This is a genomic window from Paraburkholderia hayleyella, from assembly GCF_009455685.1.
GTDB classification, from domain to species: domain Bacteria; phylum Pseudomonadota; class Gammaproteobacteria; order Burkholderiales; family Burkholderiaceae; genus Paraburkholderia; species Paraburkholderia hayleyella.
Genome location: NZ_QPES01000001.1, coordinates 440,407 through 456,302 on the forward strand (window position 1 = coordinate 440,407; position 15,896 = coordinate 456,302).

Consider the following 15,896-nt stretch of genomic DNA (forward strand, 5'->3'; position numbering starts at 1 on the left):
AAGTTACGCGACAAGGTTGTGAGCACTATGTCCGTGCCAGGCGAGTGCCAGGAGCGTTGCACAAAACCGGATGGGCCGGATGGGCCACGCGAGCGGGCGCGGTCACGGTCACGCGGCCACACAGGATGCGCGATTGAGTACCTTCAAGGGATCGTTAAGGGAAGGTTGTACGTAACGCTTCGCGCACGCGCGCGATCACGGCGGGCCAGTCGTCGTGCGCGAGCTGACGGAAGAGCCGCGCCGTGGGATACCACGGCGAATCCTCGCGCTGGTCGAGCCAGCGCCAGTCTGCCCCGACCGGCAGCATGATCCATACGGGCTTGCCCAGCGCACCGGCCAGATGCGCAATACCGGTATCGATGGTCAGCACCAGATCCAGATTCATGATTAACGCGGCGGTATCCGCGAAATTATGCAGATCGTCGGTGAAATCGATGGGGCGCAGAGACGCGGGAACGGTATCGGTTTGGTGACGGGCCGGACCTTTTTGCAGCGAGAACCAGGCGATATCGGTGTCTTCGCATAGCGGCGCGAGCGTGGCGAACGGCATCATCCGGCTGGGCAATCCGGCTGGGCTGCCCTGCCATGCCAGCCCAACCCTGGCGCGTTTGTGCCGCGCGGCCGCTTCAACCCGAGGCTGCCAGGCGGCGATTTTTTCCGGATCGGTGAACAGGTAGGGGATGTCAGCCGGAATGCTCGATAGTTCGGTGCCGAGATAGAACGGCAGGTCCATCATCGACACCCAGAAATCGTAGTGGCCGCGCGGCGGGCCGCTCCAGGCGCGCTTGAGGCCAGGCGTGCGCTGGATGATCTCGAGCAGGGGCTCGCGGACGCAGGCTTCGACATGAGCGCCATGTTCTTCAAGCTGGCGCGCGAAGCGCAAAAACTGAAAATGATCGCCGAAACCTTGTTCCCCAACGATTAACAGACGACGTCCCGCGAGCGGCTCGCCTTGCCATTTGGCGATGCCATCGGCTGTGATGGCGCTGTAATCGGCGGGCCGCCAGCGTTTGGCGTACTCGGCCCAGCCACGAAGGTAGTCGCCGCGTTTCAGGTAAAGCCACGCGAGATTTTGCCGGGCGTCGGCCTGTTCGGGATCGAGCGCAAGCGCCTGCTGATAGAACGCTTCTTCTTCGTCGTGACGGCCTTGCATGCCGAGCGCCGCGCCCAGGCATACCAGATGGGCGGGCGCGGGATCGAGCGCGACGGCTTGACGATAGTGATGCTCGGCTTCCTGGTAGGCGCCGCCGTTGCCCAGCGCGGAGCCGAGATTGACATGCGCCCGGGTGAAATCGGGCTGCAGCGCGAGGGCCTGGCGGAAACGCTCAATCGCACCGCTTGCATCGCCTGCGGCGTTCAGCAGGTTGCCGTAACTGAAACAGGCATCGGCGGAACCGGGTTCAAGCGTCAGGAGCGTGTCGTAGCAGGCGCGGGCTTCATCGAAGCGTTTGAGGCGGCTGAGCGCCTGGGCCAGGTTGAACCAGGCGTCGGTGTAGTCGGGGCGCAGCATCGCTGCGGTTTGATAAGCCTGTAAAGCGGCCTTTGGGTCGCCGAGCGCGGCTGCGATCAAGCCACGGTTGTTGATGCATTCGGCGGCGTGCGGATTAATGGCGAGTGCCTGGTCGAGCAGCGCGGCGGCAGCCTGATACGCCCCGCGCTGATATTGCAGCACGCCGTAGTAATGCAGTGCGTCAGCCTGTTGCGGTGCCTGGGCGAGAGTCTGCTGATAAAGCGTTTCCGCCTGGGTGAGCTGGCCATTGCGGTGGGCTTCGAGCGCTGCTGTCAACAGTGTGGGCGCGGAGGTATCGGGCGCAATGCCAGAGGTGGGATGGTTGGATGGCATGAGGAGGGGCTGAACCGCGCCGTGCTGTTGGCGCAAAACGTGGCTTGAGCCAAAAAAGAAGGCGATTTGCCGATGATAAGCCGTCAGGCCTGCGTCTTCGATCAGATTGATCCGAAGTGATGGGCCGATAGTCTGGAGGCTTGATTCAGTGCCCTGTCATGCGGGTGTGGCGAGGGTACTGAGGCGCATCGGATGTCACGCGCGCCTTGCACGGCATGGTGCGCTGTGTCTGATGGGCGATTGTCGCGTCGATCTGGCGTAAATAACGCTGCATGTCGCGTAATGCGTCCAGCGCATCGCCGGAGGTCGTGAGGACGAAGCGGATTGTCTGGTTGAGCCGCACCTGGGCGAGCTTCCAGATGTCCGCGCGAATCACCACGCCAATCTTTGGATATTCCCCCATGGTTTGCGCATCGCTCATCAGGATGATGGGTTGGCCATTCGGTGGCACCTGGATCGTGCCGGGCAACACCGCGTGCGCGAGAAGGTCGCGCGGAGCGTCATACTGGAGCGCGTTGCCTTCGAGGCGGTAGCCCATGCGGTTGCTATGGATGTTCACGCACCATTCGGTGGTGCCCAATGCCTGCCTTGCTTCACGCGCGAAGTGGCGGTATTCCGGACAGGCCAGTATGCGAATCTCCAGCGCTGAGGTGCTGCCCGCCACGGCTGACCAGATCGGGCGCAACGTTTCTCGCTGACGCGCGAAGCTGCACCAGGCCGGGGCCTTGATGCCGAAGGCAGGGGCATCCGGGCTTAAGGCGCCACCGCTCGCTTGCAACGTGGACACGCCGACCGGTAGCCGGTCGCCATCACGTAGCGCCCGGCCGCCCAAACCGCCAAAACCCGCTGTCAGATCGGTGCTGCGTGAGCCGAGCACCGGCAACACGTCGATTCCGCCCGCCACGCACAGATAGCAGCGCGCACCGTCGCGGGCTGCGGGCAACACCAGTTCCTGTCCTGCCCGCACTGGTTGGCTCCACCAGGTGAACACGGGCTGGCCATCGAGCGTCGCGCCGAACTCCGCACCGCTTAACGCAATGCGCGTGGCGCGCAAAAAACGCAGCACAACGGGGCCGATGACGATTTCCAGCCCGGCTGCTGTGGGCGGGTTGCCGACGAGACGATTGCCCACCTCAAGCGCCAGCATATCGAGTGCGCCGCCAGGAGCTATGCCCTGATGACGCTTGCCGTGCCGTCCCTGGTCTTGGATCGTAGTCAGAATGCCTGCGCGTTTCACATCGATCATGGGGTGGCTCCGGCGCAGGTAAAGCGCACACGGTCGCCAAACTGGAGCCGCGCGGCGGGGGTAAGGGAGGAGTTGAACAGCGTGAGGGGAGTGTGACCGATCAACTGCCAGCGACTAGAAGCGGTCGCTGGATAGATGCCTGTTTGTTTCCCGCCGATACCGACCGAACCCGCTGCGATCATGGTCCGGGGTTGGGTGCGCAAGGGGGCGTGCAGGATGGGATCCAGCCCGCCCAGATAAGCGAAGCCCGGCTGAAAACCGACGAAAAAGACGGTGTATTCCACCTGGGTATGGCGCGCGATGACTTCGCTGGCGCTGAGCCCGGTGTGTTCGGCGATATCCTCCAGATCGGGGCCGAATGGGCCACCGTAGTGCACGGGAACTTCGATTTCACGCCCCGACACGGCCTTGGGCGCTTTGCCGGCGGCATGCCAGGCGGTGTGCAATTGAGTGGCGAGCATGGCACTGTCGGCTTGCAGCGGATCGAAGATCAGCGTCAGGTTATTCATTCCCGGTACCACGTCGAGGACATGCGGCCAGGTATAGGCAGCCTGGGCCATGGTCCAGATTTGCCGCTGACGCTCAAGCGTCGCGGGTGTGGGTATGTCGCAGACCAGTGCGGAATCTCCGAGGAGGTAAATATGTGGCTGGATCATAATGAACGAGGAGGTCAAGGCAGAAAAAGCGGCAAGCGGGTCGGCAAGATGCAGCGTCCAGGTATGTACGATGCACCAGGGCCGTTCGGAGAATGCGGTATTCCGGCCGATTTAAGGGTGTGCCGCGGAGCATTCGTGGTTTGTTGCCGGAAGATTCCTGAAATAAAGTGAGTCGAGCGCGTCGTACACTGCCTGGCATCTGTCAATCTGATCTGGAGAACTGTCGCATGACGCGTTCGTTAACCCGGTTTGTTGCTTCGGAACATCTTGTTTCGGATACGAGTGAAGAGCTGTCCGAACTGGAATACGGCCTCATCATGGCGGGCAATGCTTTTAACCGCTGGATGATGCGCTGCATGCTGGCTGCGGGCGGTAAGGACATGACGCCGATCGAGATTTCCGTGCTGCATCATGTGGGGCATCGGGAGCGCCGCAAACGGTTGGCGGACATCTGCTTCGTGCTCAACATCGAAGACACGCACATCGTTACTTATGCGCTCAAGAAGTTAGTGACAGGCGGGTATGTAAAAAGCGAAAAAATCGGCAAGGAAGTGTTTTTTTCGACGACGGATGCAGGACAGGCTTTGTGCCTCGAGTATCGTGAAGTGCGTGAAAGCTGCCTGATCGCCGTGTTGCGCGAAAGCGGTCTTTCCAATGAGCAGATCGGGGTTGCGGCGCACATACTGCGGCACGCGTCCGGACTGTACGATTCGGCGGCGCGGGCTGCCGCCTCGCTTTAGAGCCGCTTATGTAGTCATCCCGGATGAGGCTCGGACGGATAAGCGCGCTAGTCGACAGGTTAAAGTCGCGGGCGTATCACATTAATCATTTGCCTGCTTTGAAACCATGAAAAATTATTTATTCAGTGGCCTTGTTAATAAACGCCCGGCGCAGATAAAAATGGAGGTGTGGCCTGAAAATAAACCGCCAGCGACTTTCTCTAAAAGTGTCGAGATTTCCAGTGATTCAGTAGTAGACAATTCGATCAAATATCCGCAGATGTTTCATGGGACCACTTTTCCCGAGGGCGGGGAGATAGTGGAGGATGCTTCTTCTATTCTAAAGAAAAATAATATTAACCAGGCGCCGTCATTGACTGCGGCGAAAAGTGGAAGCAATGTCGATCCAGCCCGCTCTAGCCTGATGAGGTTGCAGGAAATAATCAGTAAATTTGAATTTCCTGAAACTATTTCAACCAGGGTGTATGACGAACATCTGAAATCGGGTTCAGTTAAAAAGGATTTCGAAAAAAATGCACCGGAATTAATCATGGAGGCGCGTGAAAATTCCAGAGTCATCACGGCAGCTCTGGGTGGTGCTGAAAACGTGGCGCGGATAAAAATGCTTCTTGTCGAGCATGCCCTGCACGTCAACCCGCAGGCAGAATCTGATTCTTCTGGTTCTTCTGATTACCTGCTAGCCGATGAGTGCTTGCGGTGCTCGGCATTAAATTACGCCAGGCTTCACATTGAGGCGGAGACTCGGCAAAAAAATATCATTATGGATATCAATCGGAAGTATTCATTCCGTCTCCCGGTGGAGCCGCCGATCAAATACTCCCGGTTAATTTCCGGGGACGGGGAAGTGTTGTTATTTCTGAAGTGCGATACATCGATGTGGTCCAATTTCAGAAGGGCATGTAACCAATTTTCGTCTTGTAATTGTTCCACCATAAAAGAAAAGCGTTTATTTGAAAGGGCGATAACTCAATATAAGTGTGGTGTAAAGAAAAGCGAATTTAATGCCGAAACGGTCAAGTTTGCGCAATTATCCGCGCTGGTTGTTTTCGTCGTCGTGGTTGATTCAATCAGCGATCACGTAAAAAATTCCGACATCATGAAATATATCCGGCTGACACAAAATATGTGGCCATCCACCACGTAATGGAGGATGAGTGACGAGATGCTGCTCGGCTTGTCGTTTATTGCATTGAGTTTAATCATGAACCCGATGGCTAAAGATAAAACCCGCCCCAGATCACGAAAGCCACTGCTCTAATTCCGGCGGCGTTTCGCATGTCTGGGGTTTTGCAGCGTCGACGTCATACAGCGTCATTTAGCGGTTTTTAATCTTTAACTTTCGTCGGCTTACCCGCGCTGTGGTTCAAGCCGCCCAGGCCATCGGCAGCTTCTTGCTGGTGAGCGGCCGACGGGGTGTGCCAGCCGGTTTCGGTGATGATTGCGTCGAGCGGCACGTCGTGCGGTTGTCGGGGCAACTGGGCTACGTGTCCGACTTCGTAAGCGATGCCTATCGTCATGGGCCGGGTTGCGTGAGGCCAGGCGGCCAGGGTGCGATCGTAAAAACCCCCACCGTAGCCGAGCCGGTAGCCCGCGTCATCAAACCCGATGCAGGGCACGAAGAGCAGCTCGGGAATCACGACCTCGTCCGACGTGGGTTCGGGGATGTCGCGGAAGCCCGGCCGCATGGTCATGTCGGGGCTCCAGCGATGAAATTCGAGCGGCGCATCGTGGGCCACGATGACCGGCAGGCCGATTTGCCGGCCCCCGCCATGGGCGAGCCAGATAGCTAGTGCGCCACGCATGTTGAACTCACCGGCAAGCGGCCAGTAAGCGCTCACGCAGGCAGGCGCATGACGCTTGAGAGCATCGAGTACATGACGGCCCAGCGCAGCATTGCGCGCGGGGTCCGATGCGATCTGCCGACGGGTTTTTAGCAGGGCTTGACGCAAGGCCTTTTTCGCTTCGGCCAGGGGGTTGCATGCTATGCTTTGTGCCACTTCGTGCTCCAGAAACAAAGATGTCCAAACGCCTTGTCCGAGTATATCGCGCGGCTGGTCTGGCGCTAGCTGCGGCAGTATTTGCCGGGCTCTGCATTCCCATGGCCGTGGCACAGCCGGCGCCGCTGTTCGTTCCCTCCAGCGATGACCAGACTTTCATCCAGTTACGCGAAGCCTCGCGTAAAAACGATCCCGCGCGGGCGGCCCAACTGGCGGCCACGATTGCCGATTATCCCGCTCCGTCATACCTTGAGTATTTTCAGATCAAACCGCAGTTGTTTGATACGCAAGGGCGCGCGCGCACAGATGTGCCGGATGACCTGATTCTCGCATTCCTGAAGAAGTACGACGGCCAGGCGATCGCCGACCGTATGCGCAACGATTATCTGCTGGTACTGGGCGCACGGCATGACTGGCGCAATTTCGAATCGCAGTATGCCCGCTTTGTGCTGGACGATGACACCCAGGTGAAATGTTATGCGCTCGAAGCGCGTGCCGCACGTGGCGAGAACGTCGCCGATGCCGCACGCGCGTTGCTGGTCGAGCCGCGCAAGTACGGTGAGGGCTGCGTCGATCTGGTAACGGCGCTGGCGGCTGCACGGCAGTTTTCCAGTGACGATGTCTGGCAGCAGGTTCGTCTCGCTTATGAGCAAAACCAAACCACCACGGGCCGTAAGCTGGTGGATGCGCTAGGCAGCCAGAGCCCGGACCCGGCAGCGCTTAACCAGGCGCTTGGCACGCCACCGCTGGCGCTGACGCGTGGGGTTGGCAGCGACACCCAGTCGCATCAGTTGGCGCTGTTAGCGACCACGCGCATGGCGCGCAACGATCCGGTGTTGGCTGCTACCACGTTTGCGCCACTGGCACCGTCGCTGAGCGCAGCCGAAAAAGCCGCCGGCTGGGGCACGATTGCTTATCAGGCGGCGCTCAAGCAGATGCCCGGGGCGGTGGACTGGTATCGCCTGTCGGCCAATGGCGCGCTTTCCAGCGTTGCTTACGAATGGCGGACACGGATGGCCCTGGTGGCGGGTGACTGGGCGATGGTGCGCTGGTCGATTGAGCAGATGCCCGCGGCGCTGCGCAGTCAGCCCGCATGGATTTACTGGCATGCGCGTGCGCTCAAACAAGGCGGCGACAGTGCGCAAGCCAATCAGGAGTTCGCCCAGATTGCGCCGGGCTACAACTTCTACGGCCAACTGGCAGCCGAAGAACTCGGCCAGAAAATCACCATTCCACCTAAAACCACGGTGACCGATGCGGAAGTCCAGCAAGCGGGTATGACACCGGGGTTTGCGCTGTCGCAGCGGTTTTATCAACTCAATTTGCGCCTGGAAGGCAACCGCGAATGGAACTGGCCGCTGCGCGGCATGAGCGACCGCGAACTCATTGCCGCTGCCGAGTACGCCCGCCGTATCCAGCTTTTAGACCGTGCAGTCAATACCGCGGACAAAACCAGAACCGAACACGATTTCTCGCTGCGCTATCTGTCGCCGTTCCGCGATATCGTCGAGCGCGATTCGCAGTCCAACGGTCTTGATGTCGAATGGGCTTATGGCTTGATTCGCCAGGAGTCGCGCTTCATTCTGAATGCGCGCTCTGAAGTCGGTGCCAGTGGCCTGATGCAACTGATGCCTGGCACGGCGCAACTGGTGGCCAAAAAGATCGGTTTGGGGCCGGTGTCCCGGGCACAGATGAACGATCTCAACACCAATATCCTGTTGGGCACTAATTATCTGGCGATGGTTTATAACCAGTTCGACGGTTCCGCCGTGCTGGCGACAGCCGGCTATAACGCCGGCCCCGGACGGCCGCGCAACTGGCGCAAAACCTTGCCCGGTCCGGTTGAGGGTGCGATTTTCGCTGAAGCCATCCCGTTCCAGGAAACACGTGATTACGTCAAAAATGTGTTGTCGAACACCGTGTACTACGGGGTTCTGTTCGAAGGACGCCCGCAGTCGCTGAAGGCGCGTCTGGGTTACATCACGCCGTAACGTTTCTACCGCCGCCACGGCCATGCCCTGTCCGGGGGCATGGCCGTGGCGTTTGTCGTTGTGCCTGGCCTGGCTTGGCTGCGGCATCAAACCTTTCCTTGCTGAGGTTCGCCATGAAACTAGTGATCGGTGACAAAAACTATTCGTCATGGTCGATGCGCGCATGGCTGCTGCTCAAGCATTTCGACATTCCCTTCACTGAAATCCCGATTGAATTGCACGAAGCGGATTCGACCGCGGAGATTCTCACGTATTCGCCGTCTGGCAAGGTGCCATGCCTGATCGGCGAGGGCGGATTGCGGGTGTGGGATTCACTGGCGATTGCAGAGACGCTCGCAGAGCATTTTCCACAACATGCGCTATGGCCGCGTGATGCGTTGCGGCGCAGCCAGGCGCGCAGCATTAGCGCCGAAATGCATTCGGGTTTTACGGACCTGCGCGCGAACATGTGGATGGATATTCGCGGGTCGTTTCCGGGGCAGGGCGTGACGCCTGGCGTGCTGGCGGATATCGCGCGCATCGAAACCCTCTGGAGCACTTGCCTCGAAGCCCACGGCGGACCGTTCCTATATGGTGAGTTCTGCATTGCCGACGCGATGTATGCCCCCGTGGTGATGCGCTTCAATACCTGGCAGCCTGCGCTATCTCCTGTCGCGGCAAGTTACGCTGCACGCGTCACCGCGCTACCTGCCGTTGCGACATGGATCCGCGAGGCGCAAAACGAACAGCATCGCCTTTCCAGCGATGCTATCGGCGTATGAATATTTACGCGGTGGGGGGCGCGATTCGAGACGAATTGCTGGGCGTGCCCGTGAAAGATTTCGATTACGTGGTGGTGGGGGCGACGCCCGAGCAGATGGCCGCGCAAGGGTATCGGCCTGTCGGCAAGGATTTCCCGGTGTTCCTGCATCCCCAGACGCACGCCGAATACGCGCTGGCTCGCACGGAGCGCAAGACCGCAGCGGGTTATCACGGCTTCCAGTTTTTCTATGCCCCGGATGTGACGCTCGAGCAGGACCTGGCGCGGCGTGATCTGACCATCAACGCGATGGCCCGCGAAGTCCGTCCCGATGGCGTGCTGACAGGCCCGGTTATTGATCCTTTCAACGGTCAGGCGGATGTGGCGGCGCGCGTGTTTCGCCATGTCGGCGATGCATTTATCGAAGATCCGGTGCGCATTTTGCGTGTCGCGCGTTTTGCAGCACGCTTTGCTGATTTCAGCGTGGCGCCAGAAACAATGGCGCTGATGCAGCGCATGACGGCTGCAGGCGAAGTCGATGCACTCGTGGCCGAGCGCGTGTGGCAGGAAATCGCGCGGGGGCTGATGGAGCCCAAGCCTTCGCGGATGTTCGCGGTGTTGCGCGAGTGCGGGGCGTTGGCGCGGGTCTTGCCTGAAGTTGATGCGCTTTTTGGCGTGCCGCAGCGCGCCGATTTTCACCCCGAGGTCGATACCGGCGTGCACGTGATGATGGTGGTCGATCATGCGGCGGCGCGGGGCTATGCCTTGCCCGTGCGCTTTGCCGCGCTGACTCACGATCTAGGCAAGGCAACGACGCCTGCCGATATATTGCCGCGCCATCTGGGCCATGAAGGACGCAGCGTGGATTTGCTTAAGCCTTTGTGCGAGCGTTTGCGCGTGCCGAACGAGTGCCGCGATCTGGCGCTGCTGGTGGCACGTGAGCACGGCAATATTCATCGCGTGGCGGATACCGGCGCGGCGGGGCTGGTGCGGCTGTTCGAGCGTTGCGATGCGTTGCGCAAGCCCGCGCGCTTTGCCGAAGCCTTGCAGGCTTGCGAGGCGGACGCGCGAGGACGGTTGGGGTTCGAGAGCGGTACCTATCCGCAGGCTGAGCGTTTGCGGGTGGCGCTGGTCGCGGCGCGTGCCGTCGATGCCGGGGCGGTGGCGCAAACGTGCGCGGCACAACCCGGGCTGATTCGTGAGGCTGTGCATCGGGCGCGGGTCGAGGCCGTCGCGCGGGCACTGGACGATGCCGCCCAGGATTGATCTCAGGCACTTTCTCGTGCGTTAAAGCAGCCGTGCGATGAACGAAAGCAGCATCGACATGACAAGCGTCGACATAAACGGAAACGGATAGTCGCGTCCGAACAGCCGTAGCGTGACATCGCCCGGCATCCGGCCGATCCCCAGCCGCCGCAGCCAGGGCCAGCAGCTCGAGAGGATGGCGACAGCGATAAAGGTCGTCAGTAGCCAGCGGAGCATGGCATTGGCTCGATCAGGTTCATGGGGCTCATGGGGCTCATGAGGTTCATCACAGGGTGTGGGAACGATCGCCACGGGCGAATGCGTCGACCATGCCGTCGATGCCGCGTGAAAATGCGATCACTTTGAATAGCTCGCCCATCTCCGCTTCTGACAGCAGCTTTTGCAGGGCATTGGCTGCGGGCAGATAGCGGCGCGTATCGTTGGGGTCGATCGTGGCGAGCGCCTCGGTGATACCCGCATTCAGCAAAAAACGCGCTTGCGAGGTATAGCCGAGCAGATCGGCCCCTGCCTCGGTGCCTGCGAGCGCGATACCCGTGAAGTCGATGTGCGCGGTGATGTCCTGCAAGCCAGGGTAAACAAATGGATCGCCATGCGCCCGGTGGCGGTAATGGCACATCAGCGTGCCTTGCGCCCGTTGCGGATGGTAGTACTCATGGCGCGGAAAACCGTAATCGAAGAAAAACGCCGCACCTCGCGTGAGCATGGTGCAGACGGTATGCGTGAAAGCCCGTGCGGCATCGTGTGTTTCGGTGAGGTAGGTGCCGTCGGTTTCGATCTCCGCGAGCAGGGCTGCGTTGTCGTGACCGGGAGGCGCATCTGGTGCATCCGGAGTGCGGGATGCGTCCAGCGCGCGGTCGGAGAACGTCAGCGTGCCATCGTCAGCCAGTGTCACACCGCGCTCATGCCAGATGCCATCGGTTTGCGCGAAGAGTCGCACCGGCATGGCATCGAGTACTTCATTGCCGAGCACCACGCCCTCGAAGCGTTCCGGCAGCGTGTCGAGCCAGCGCACACGAGAGGCGAGCGCAGGTGCTTGCGCTTCGATCGTGGCGCGTTGACGCTCGCGCAGCTCACCTGACAAATCGACAATCGAATAACTGTCGAACGGAAGATTCGCCTGATCCTCACCAGCATGGGCGGCGAGTGCGTTGAGCAGCCCCGCAGCCAGTTGCCCGGTGCCTGCGCCGAACTCCAGCAGGTTACGTGTGTGGCTTTGTGCCAGTGCCTGGGCGACCGGTTGCGCGAGCGTGGTGGCGAATAGCGGTGAGAGTTCGGGGGCCGTGATGAAGTCACTGCCGTCTTCGCTGCGACGGCCGAACTTGATCGATCCGCCGCTGTAATAACCCAGGCCGGGCGCGTACAACGCCTGTTCCATATAGCGATCGAAACGCAGCCAGCCTCCCGCTTTTTCGATCAGCGTGCGGATGTGCTGCGACAGTGCCCCGGATTGCGCAAGCGCCTCCGGAGCAGGAGCGGGTAAACTACCCGGTTGGTGTTCTTTCGGATTCATCCGCGCATTGTAAATGAGCCATTCTTCCGCCTCTCCTCCACGTGCCACAAGCGCTGGCCCACATTCTGCGACGGGCGCCGCCGCGCGTATTGTGCTGATTACCGGCGCGGCGCGGCGTATTGGCCGCGCGCTGGCGCTGGGTTTTGCCGAAGCGGGCTGGGATGTCGCGGTGCATTGTGGCCGCTCGCGGGCCGAAGCCGAGACGCTCGTGGCGCAGATTGTCGCGTTGGGCCGTCGGGCCGTGACGTTGCAGGCCGATCTGGCGCTTGAAACTGAAGTTGCGCAACTGGTGCCTGCTTGCATCGCAGCGCTCGGGCGGCCGGTGTGCCTCATTAATAACGCCTCGCGTTTTACCGAAGATAACGCGCGCGACATCCGCTATACCCCCCTGCTGCAGATGATGGCGATCAATCTGGGCGCGCCGCTGGTACTGGCCCGTGCGTTGTTCGATGCAACGCCGGATGCGGCCATTGATGACGAAACCCAGCGCAGCGTGGTGCTCAATGTGCTGGACCAGAAGCTGTTCAATCTGAATCCGGATTATTTGTCATACACGCTGACCAAAGCCGCGCTTCAAACCGCAACGGTTGCACTGGCGCAGGCGCTGGCGCCGAAGGTGCGCGTGGTGGGCCTGGCTCCTGGCCTGACGTTGCCGTCCGGTGCGCAAACGGAGGCCGCTTTTGCTGCCGCGCACCGCGTCACGCCGCTGGGACGGGCTTCGCGCGCAGAGGATCTGGTGGCCGCGGCGCTCTACCTGGCCGGCGCGGGTGGCGTGACGGGCACGACCCTGGTGGTGGATGGTGGCCAACATCTCGTGCCGCTGGAACGTGATGTGATGTTTTTGACCGGTGGCTGATGGCTGATGGCTGATGGCTGATGGCTGATGGCCCTCGTTGTCCCCAGGCACCGCTGTTTTTATTTTTTTCGCGTTTTTTTGCTGGCCCGTTTTTTTTCGACTGGAACCCTCATGTTTGCTGCTTTGCCGTATCCCCAGCTTGCTGATTGCCGTCGGCTGTTTCTGCGCAATTACGAAGTGCACATCAATATTGGCGTGCACGATTTCGAAAAACGCGGCGAGCAGCGGGTGGTCATCAATGTCGAACTGTTTGTGCCGCTGGCGTTATCTACACCGCTCGGCGATCACCTGAGCGAAGTCGTCGATTACGACTTTATGCGTTCGACCATCGCGCGCCGTGTCGGACAAGGCCACATCCATTTGCAGGAGACGCTGTGCGATGACCTGGTCAGGACCCTGCTGGCGCATCCGCAAGTGCGCGCGGTCCGGGTGTCGACCGAAAAGCCCGATGTGTACCCCGATTGCGATGCGGTTGGCGTCGAAGTGTTTCGTGTCAAGGAGGACTGAGTCATGACGACGTTAACACCTGCCTTTGCATTTCCTGTTCAGCCCGATATCGAAAGCGCTGACGCCCAGGCGCTGGATGCCTCCCCCGGGCGCAAAGTCGCCCTGACGCGCCGCGAGCAGAAAGCGGCCTACGAGAACAACAAACTGTTCAAGCGCCTGACGCGTCAGGTCGGCCAGGCGATTGGCGACTACAACATGATTAGCGAAGGCGACAAGGTGATGGTGTGCCTGTCGGGCGGCAAGGACAGTTATGCGATGCTCGACATCCTGCTGCGTCTGCGCGAGCGTGCGCCGATTCACTTCGAGATCGTCGCCGTCAATCTGGACCAGAAGCAGCCCGGTTTTCCTGAGCACATCCTGCCTGAGTACCTGACCCAGCTTGAGATCCCATTTCATATCGAGAATCAGGACACATACAGCATAGTCAAGCGGCTCGTGCCCGAAGGCAAGACCACCTGCTCGCTGTGTTCGCGGTTGCGTCGCGGCATTCTGTATCGTGTCGCGGGCGAACTGGGCGCGACCAAAATCGCGCTCGGTCATCACCGCGACGACATCTTGCAAACGTTGCTGCTCAACCTCTTTTACGGGGGCAAACTCAAGGGCATGCCTCCCAAGCTGCAATCGGACGATGGCAAGAACATCGTGATCCGGCCGCTGGCCTACGTGAAAGAAACCGACCTTGAGCGCTACGCTGAGCTGCGCGAATTCCCCATCATCCCGTGCAACCTGTGCGGCAGTCAGCCCAACCTCAAGCGCGCCGAAATGAAAGCGCTTGTCCGTGATTGGGAAAAGCGTTTTCCAGGCCGTATCGAGAACATGTTCAACGCATTATCGAAAGTCGTGCCTTCGCATCTGATGGACTCCACGCTGTTTCCGTTTGCCGCATTGCAGGCCACCGGTCGGCCCGATCCCGATGGCGATATCGCTTTCGATGAAGACCCCTGTTCCAGCTCCGCCTCCAATGCCGGGATGGCGGCAGGCACACAACCGGTTTCCATCGTTTCATTCGATGATCTGTAAGCGCCGCGCGTGTTGCAAAACCCCTTGTTTTCAGGGCTTTGCAGCACGCGTCATGCCTCGCGCATGCTAGAATCGACGGCTCCAAACTAGGCTTTATGCCACAGCCATGAACATCGTAATTTTGGCGGCAGGCACCGGCAAACGTATGCGCTCGGCGCTGCCCAAGGTGCTTCATCCTCTGGCTGGCCGGCCACTTCTTGCCCACGTTCTCGATACCGCTCGCACGCTCAATCCGTCGTGTCTCGTCGTGGTGATTGGCCATGGCGCGCAAGCGGTGCGGGACGCGGTTGCCGCCCCCGACGTGCAGTTCGCCATTCAGGCGGAGCAGCTCGGTACCGGACACGCGGTGCAGCAGGCACTCCCGCTGCTCGATCACGCGCAGCCCACCCTCGTGCTGTATGGCGATGTCCCCCTCACGCGCGCCAGCACCCTCAAACGTCTGACCGATAGCGCCGCCGAAGGCTGCTACGGCGTACTCACCGTGACCCTTGACGATCCCGCCGGCTACGGCCGCATCGTGCGCGATCAAACGGGCAGCGTCGTGTGCATTGTCGAAGAAAAAGACGCAAGCGCGGAGCAGCGCCGGATTGCGGAGATCAATACGGGCATTGTCGTGGCCCCTACCGCGCAGTTGGCGATGTGGCTCGCTTCACTGAAAAACGATAATGCCCAAGGCGAGTTTTATCTGACCGATGTCGTCGAGCGCGCGACAGCCGCCGGTTTCGACGTGGTGAGCGCCCAACCCGATGACGTGTGGGAAACGCTGGGTGTCAACAGCAAGCAGCAACTGGCGGAGCTCGAACGGATTTATCAGCGCCGCGCCGCGGAGGCACTGCTGGCTGCAGGCGTGACGCTTGCCGATCCCGCGCGCTTCGACGTGCGAGGTTCGTTACGTTGTGGCGCGGATGTTTCGATTGATGTGAATTGCGTTTTTGAAGGCGACGTCACGCTTGGCGATGACGTGACGATTGGCCCCAACTGCGTGATCCGGGATGCCGTGATTGGCGTCGGTACGCGGGTGGATGCCTTTACGCACATTGATGGCGCGCAGATCGGCACCAACGCCGTGCTTGGGCCGTATGCCCGGCTGCGCCCCGGCGCGACCCTCAAGGACGAAACCCATGTCGGCAATTTTGTCGAAGTGAAAAACGCCGTGCTGGGCCATGGCACCAAAGCCAATCACCTGACGTATATCGGTGACGCCGACATTGGCGCTCGGGTCAATATTGGCGCGGGCACGATCACCTGCAATTACGATGGTGCGAACAAACACCGCACGGTGATTGACGACGATGTATTCGTCGGCTCGGACACGCAACTGGTTGCGCCCGTGCATGTGGGGCGCAACGTGACCATTGCCGCGGGCACCACCGTCTGGAAGGACGTCGAAGATCACGCCCTGGTGCTGAACGGCAAAACCCAGATCACCAAGACTGGCTACGTGCGTCCGGTGAAACACAAACCGAAACGCTGAAAGGCGCGGCGCGTGCGTCCGGCATGCGTCGATATTTTCCTCACGAAGGAT

15 protein-coding genes are annotated in these 15,896 nt (G+C 60.3%); 9 read left to right on the forward strand and 6 right to left on the reverse strand.

The annotated features are described in order from the left end of the window. Positions 1–154: 154 nt before the first annotated feature. From GH657_RS01990 to pxpB, 3 genes are all read right to left on the reverse strand, one after another. Positions 155–1,843 carry a tetratricopeptide repeat protein gene (locus GH657_RS01990; protein WP_153099148.1) on the reverse strand — a complete coding sequence of 563 codons (1,689 nt, stop codon included), beginning with the start codon at positions 1,841–1,843 and terminating at the stop codon, positions 155–157. 145 nt (positions 1,844–1,988) lie between these two features. After that, complete coding sequence (locus tag GH657_RS01995; RefSeq protein WP_153099149.1) at positions 1,989–3,089, reverse strand: 5-oxoprolinase subunit C family protein; 1,101 nt, start codon at positions 3,087–3,089, stop codon at positions 1,989–1,991. Beyond that, the gene (gene pxpB, locus GH657_RS02000; protein ID WP_153099150.1) at positions 3,086–3,745 is read right to left on the reverse strand and encodes a 5-oxoprolinase subunit PxpB; all 660 of its coding nucleotides are present in this window, start codon (positions 3,743–3,745) and stop codon (positions 3,086–3,088) included. The genes GH657_RS01995 and pxpB overlap by 4 nt, the downstream gene beginning before the upstream one ends. 227 nt (positions 3,746–3,972) lie before the next feature. Between pxpB and GH657_RS02005 the strand changes: the two genes are divergently transcribed. Both GH657_RS02005 and GH657_RS02010 read left to right on the forward strand, forming a co-directional pair. Continuing rightward, positions 3,973–4,485: a winged helix DNA-binding protein gene (locus tag GH657_RS02005; RefSeq protein ID WP_153099151.1), complete on the forward strand. Its 513-nt coding sequence runs from the start codon at positions 3,973–3,975 to the stop codon at positions 4,483–4,485. Positions 4,486–4,591: 106 nt separating this feature from the next. Further along, positions 4,592–5,629 (forward strand): hypothetical protein, encoded by a 1,038-nt coding sequence (locus tag GH657_RS02010; RefSeq protein WP_153099152.1) that lies wholly within the window; start codon positions 4,592–4,594, stop codon positions 5,627–5,629. 181 nt (positions 5,630–5,810) lie between these two features. Here GH657_RS02010 and GH657_RS02015 read toward each other — a convergent pair whose 3' ends face one another. Beyond that, a complete protein-coding gene (locus GH657_RS02015; RefSeq protein WP_246173970.1) occupies positions 5,811–6,482 on the reverse strand; it encodes a 5-formyltetrahydrofolate cyclo-ligase in 672 nt (223 codons plus the stop codon). Between the two features lie 20 nt (positions 6,483–6,502). Between GH657_RS02015 and GH657_RS02020 the strand changes: the two genes are divergently transcribed. From GH657_RS02020 to GH657_RS02030, 3 genes are all read left to right on the forward strand, one after another. Further along, positions 6,503–8,473 (forward strand): lytic transglycosylase domain-containing protein, encoded by a 1,971-nt coding sequence (locus GH657_RS02020; protein ID WP_153099153.1) that lies wholly within the window; start codon positions 6,503–6,505, stop codon positions 8,471–8,473. Positions 8,474–8,586: 113 nt separating this feature from the next. Further along, positions 8,587–9,234 carry a glutathione S-transferase family protein gene (locus GH657_RS02025; RefSeq protein ID WP_153099154.1) on the forward strand — a complete coding sequence of 216 codons (648 nt, stop codon included), beginning with the start codon at positions 8,587–8,589 and terminating at the stop codon, positions 9,232–9,234. Beyond that, a complete protein-coding gene (locus GH657_RS02030) occupies positions 9,231–10,478 on the forward strand; it encodes a multifunctional CCA addition/repair protein (protein ID WP_153099155.1) in 1,248 nt (415 codons plus the stop codon). The genes GH657_RS02025 and GH657_RS02030 overlap by 4 nt, the downstream gene beginning before the upstream one ends. Before the next feature lie 21 nt (positions 10,479–10,499). Here GH657_RS02030 and GH657_RS02035 read toward each other — a convergent pair whose 3' ends face one another. Together GH657_RS02035 and GH657_RS02040 are read right to left on the reverse strand one after the other, a co-directional pair. After that, a complete protein-coding gene (locus tag GH657_RS02035; RefSeq protein ID WP_153099156.1) occupies positions 10,500–10,694 on the reverse strand; it encodes a DUF2905 domain-containing protein in 195 nt (64 codons plus the stop codon). A 49-nt stretch (positions 10,695–10,743) separates the two neighbouring features. Continuing rightward, entirely contained in the window at positions 10,744–11,988 is a 1,245-nt protein-coding gene (locus GH657_RS02040) for a class I SAM-dependent methyltransferase (RefSeq protein WP_153099157.1), read from the reverse strand. Between the two features lie 13 nt (positions 11,989–12,001). Here GH657_RS02040 and GH657_RS02045 point away from each other — a divergent pair, with 13 nt between their 5' ends. From GH657_RS02045 to glmU, 4 genes are all read left to right on the forward strand, one after another. Further along, positions 12,002–12,844 carry an SDR family oxidoreductase gene (locus tag GH657_RS02045; protein WP_153099158.1) on the forward strand — a complete coding sequence of 281 codons (843 nt, stop codon included), beginning with the start codon at positions 12,002–12,004 and terminating at the stop codon, positions 12,842–12,844. A 111-nt stretch (positions 12,845–12,955) separates the two neighbouring features. Then, positions 12,956–13,351, forward strand: a complete 396-nt coding sequence (locus GH657_RS02050) for a dihydroneopterin aldolase (RefSeq protein ID WP_153099159.1) — start codon at positions 12,956–12,958, stop codon at positions 13,349–13,351. 48 nt (positions 13,352–13,399) lie between these two features. Beyond that, the gene (gene ttcA, locus GH657_RS02055; protein ID WP_425495746.1) at positions 13,400–14,371 is read left to right on the forward strand and encodes a tRNA 2-thiocytidine(32) synthetase TtcA; all 972 of its coding nucleotides are present in this window, start codon (positions 13,400–13,402) and stop codon (positions 14,369–14,371) included. A 106-nt stretch (positions 14,372–14,477) separates the two neighbouring features. Further along, a complete protein-coding gene (gene glmU / locus GH657_RS02060) occupies positions 14,478–15,845 on the forward strand; it encodes a bifunctional UDP-N-acetylglucosamine diphosphorylase/glucosamine-1-phosphate N-acetyltransferase GlmU (RefSeq protein WP_153099161.1) in 1,368 nt (455 codons plus the stop codon). Positions 15,846–15,896 lie beyond the last annotated feature (51 nt).

Excerpts from the sequence above, each read along its gene's own strand:
- GH657_RS01990 (WP_153099148.1), bottom strand. The coding sequence starts at position 1,843 with ATGCCATCCAACCATCCCACCTCTGGCATTGCGCCCGATACCTCCGCG.
- GH657_RS01995 (WP_153099149.1), bottom strand. The coding sequence starts at position 3,089 with ATGATCGATGTGAAACGCGCAGGCATTCTGACTACGATCCAAGACCAG.
- pxpB (WP_153099150.1), bottom strand. The coding sequence starts at position 3,745 with ATGATCCAGCCACATATTTACCTCCTCGGAGATTCCGCACTGGTCTGC.
- GH657_RS02005 (WP_153099151.1), top strand. The coding sequence starts at position 3,973 with ATGACGCGTTCGTTAACCCGGTTTGTTGCTTCGGAACATCTTGTTTCG.
- GH657_RS02010 (WP_153099152.1), top strand. The coding sequence starts at position 4,592 with ATGAAAAATTATTTATTCAGTGGCCTTGTTAATAAACGCCCGGCGCAG.
- GH657_RS02020 (WP_153099153.1), top strand. The coding sequence starts at position 6,503 with ATGTCCAAACGCCTTGTCCGAGTATATCGCGCGGCTGGTCTGGCGCTA.
- GH657_RS02025 (WP_153099154.1), top strand. The coding sequence starts at position 8,587 with ATGAAACTAGTGATCGGTGACAAAAACTATTCGTCATGGTCGATGCGC.
- GH657_RS02030 (WP_153099155.1), top strand. The coding sequence starts at position 9,231 with ATGAATATTTACGCGGTGGGGGGCGCGATTCGAGACGAATTGCTGGGC.
- GH657_RS02035 (WP_153099156.1), bottom strand. The coding sequence starts at position 10,694 with ATGCTCCGCTGGCTACTGACGACCTTTATCGCTGTCGCCATCCTCTCG.
- GH657_RS02040 (WP_153099157.1), bottom strand. The coding sequence starts at position 11,988 with ATGAATCCGAAAGAACACCAACCGGGTAGTTTACCCGCTCCTGCTCCG.
- GH657_RS02045 (WP_153099158.1), top strand. The coding sequence starts at position 12,002 with ATGAGCCATTCTTCCGCCTCTCCTCCACGTGCCACAAGCGCTGGCCCA.
- GH657_RS02050 (WP_153099159.1), top strand. The coding sequence starts at position 12,956 with ATGTTTGCTGCTTTGCCGTATCCCCAGCTTGCTGATTGCCGTCGGCTG.
- glmU (WP_153099161.1), top strand. The coding sequence starts at position 14,478 with ATGAACATCGTAATTTTGGCGGCAGGCACCGGCAAACGTATGCGCTCG.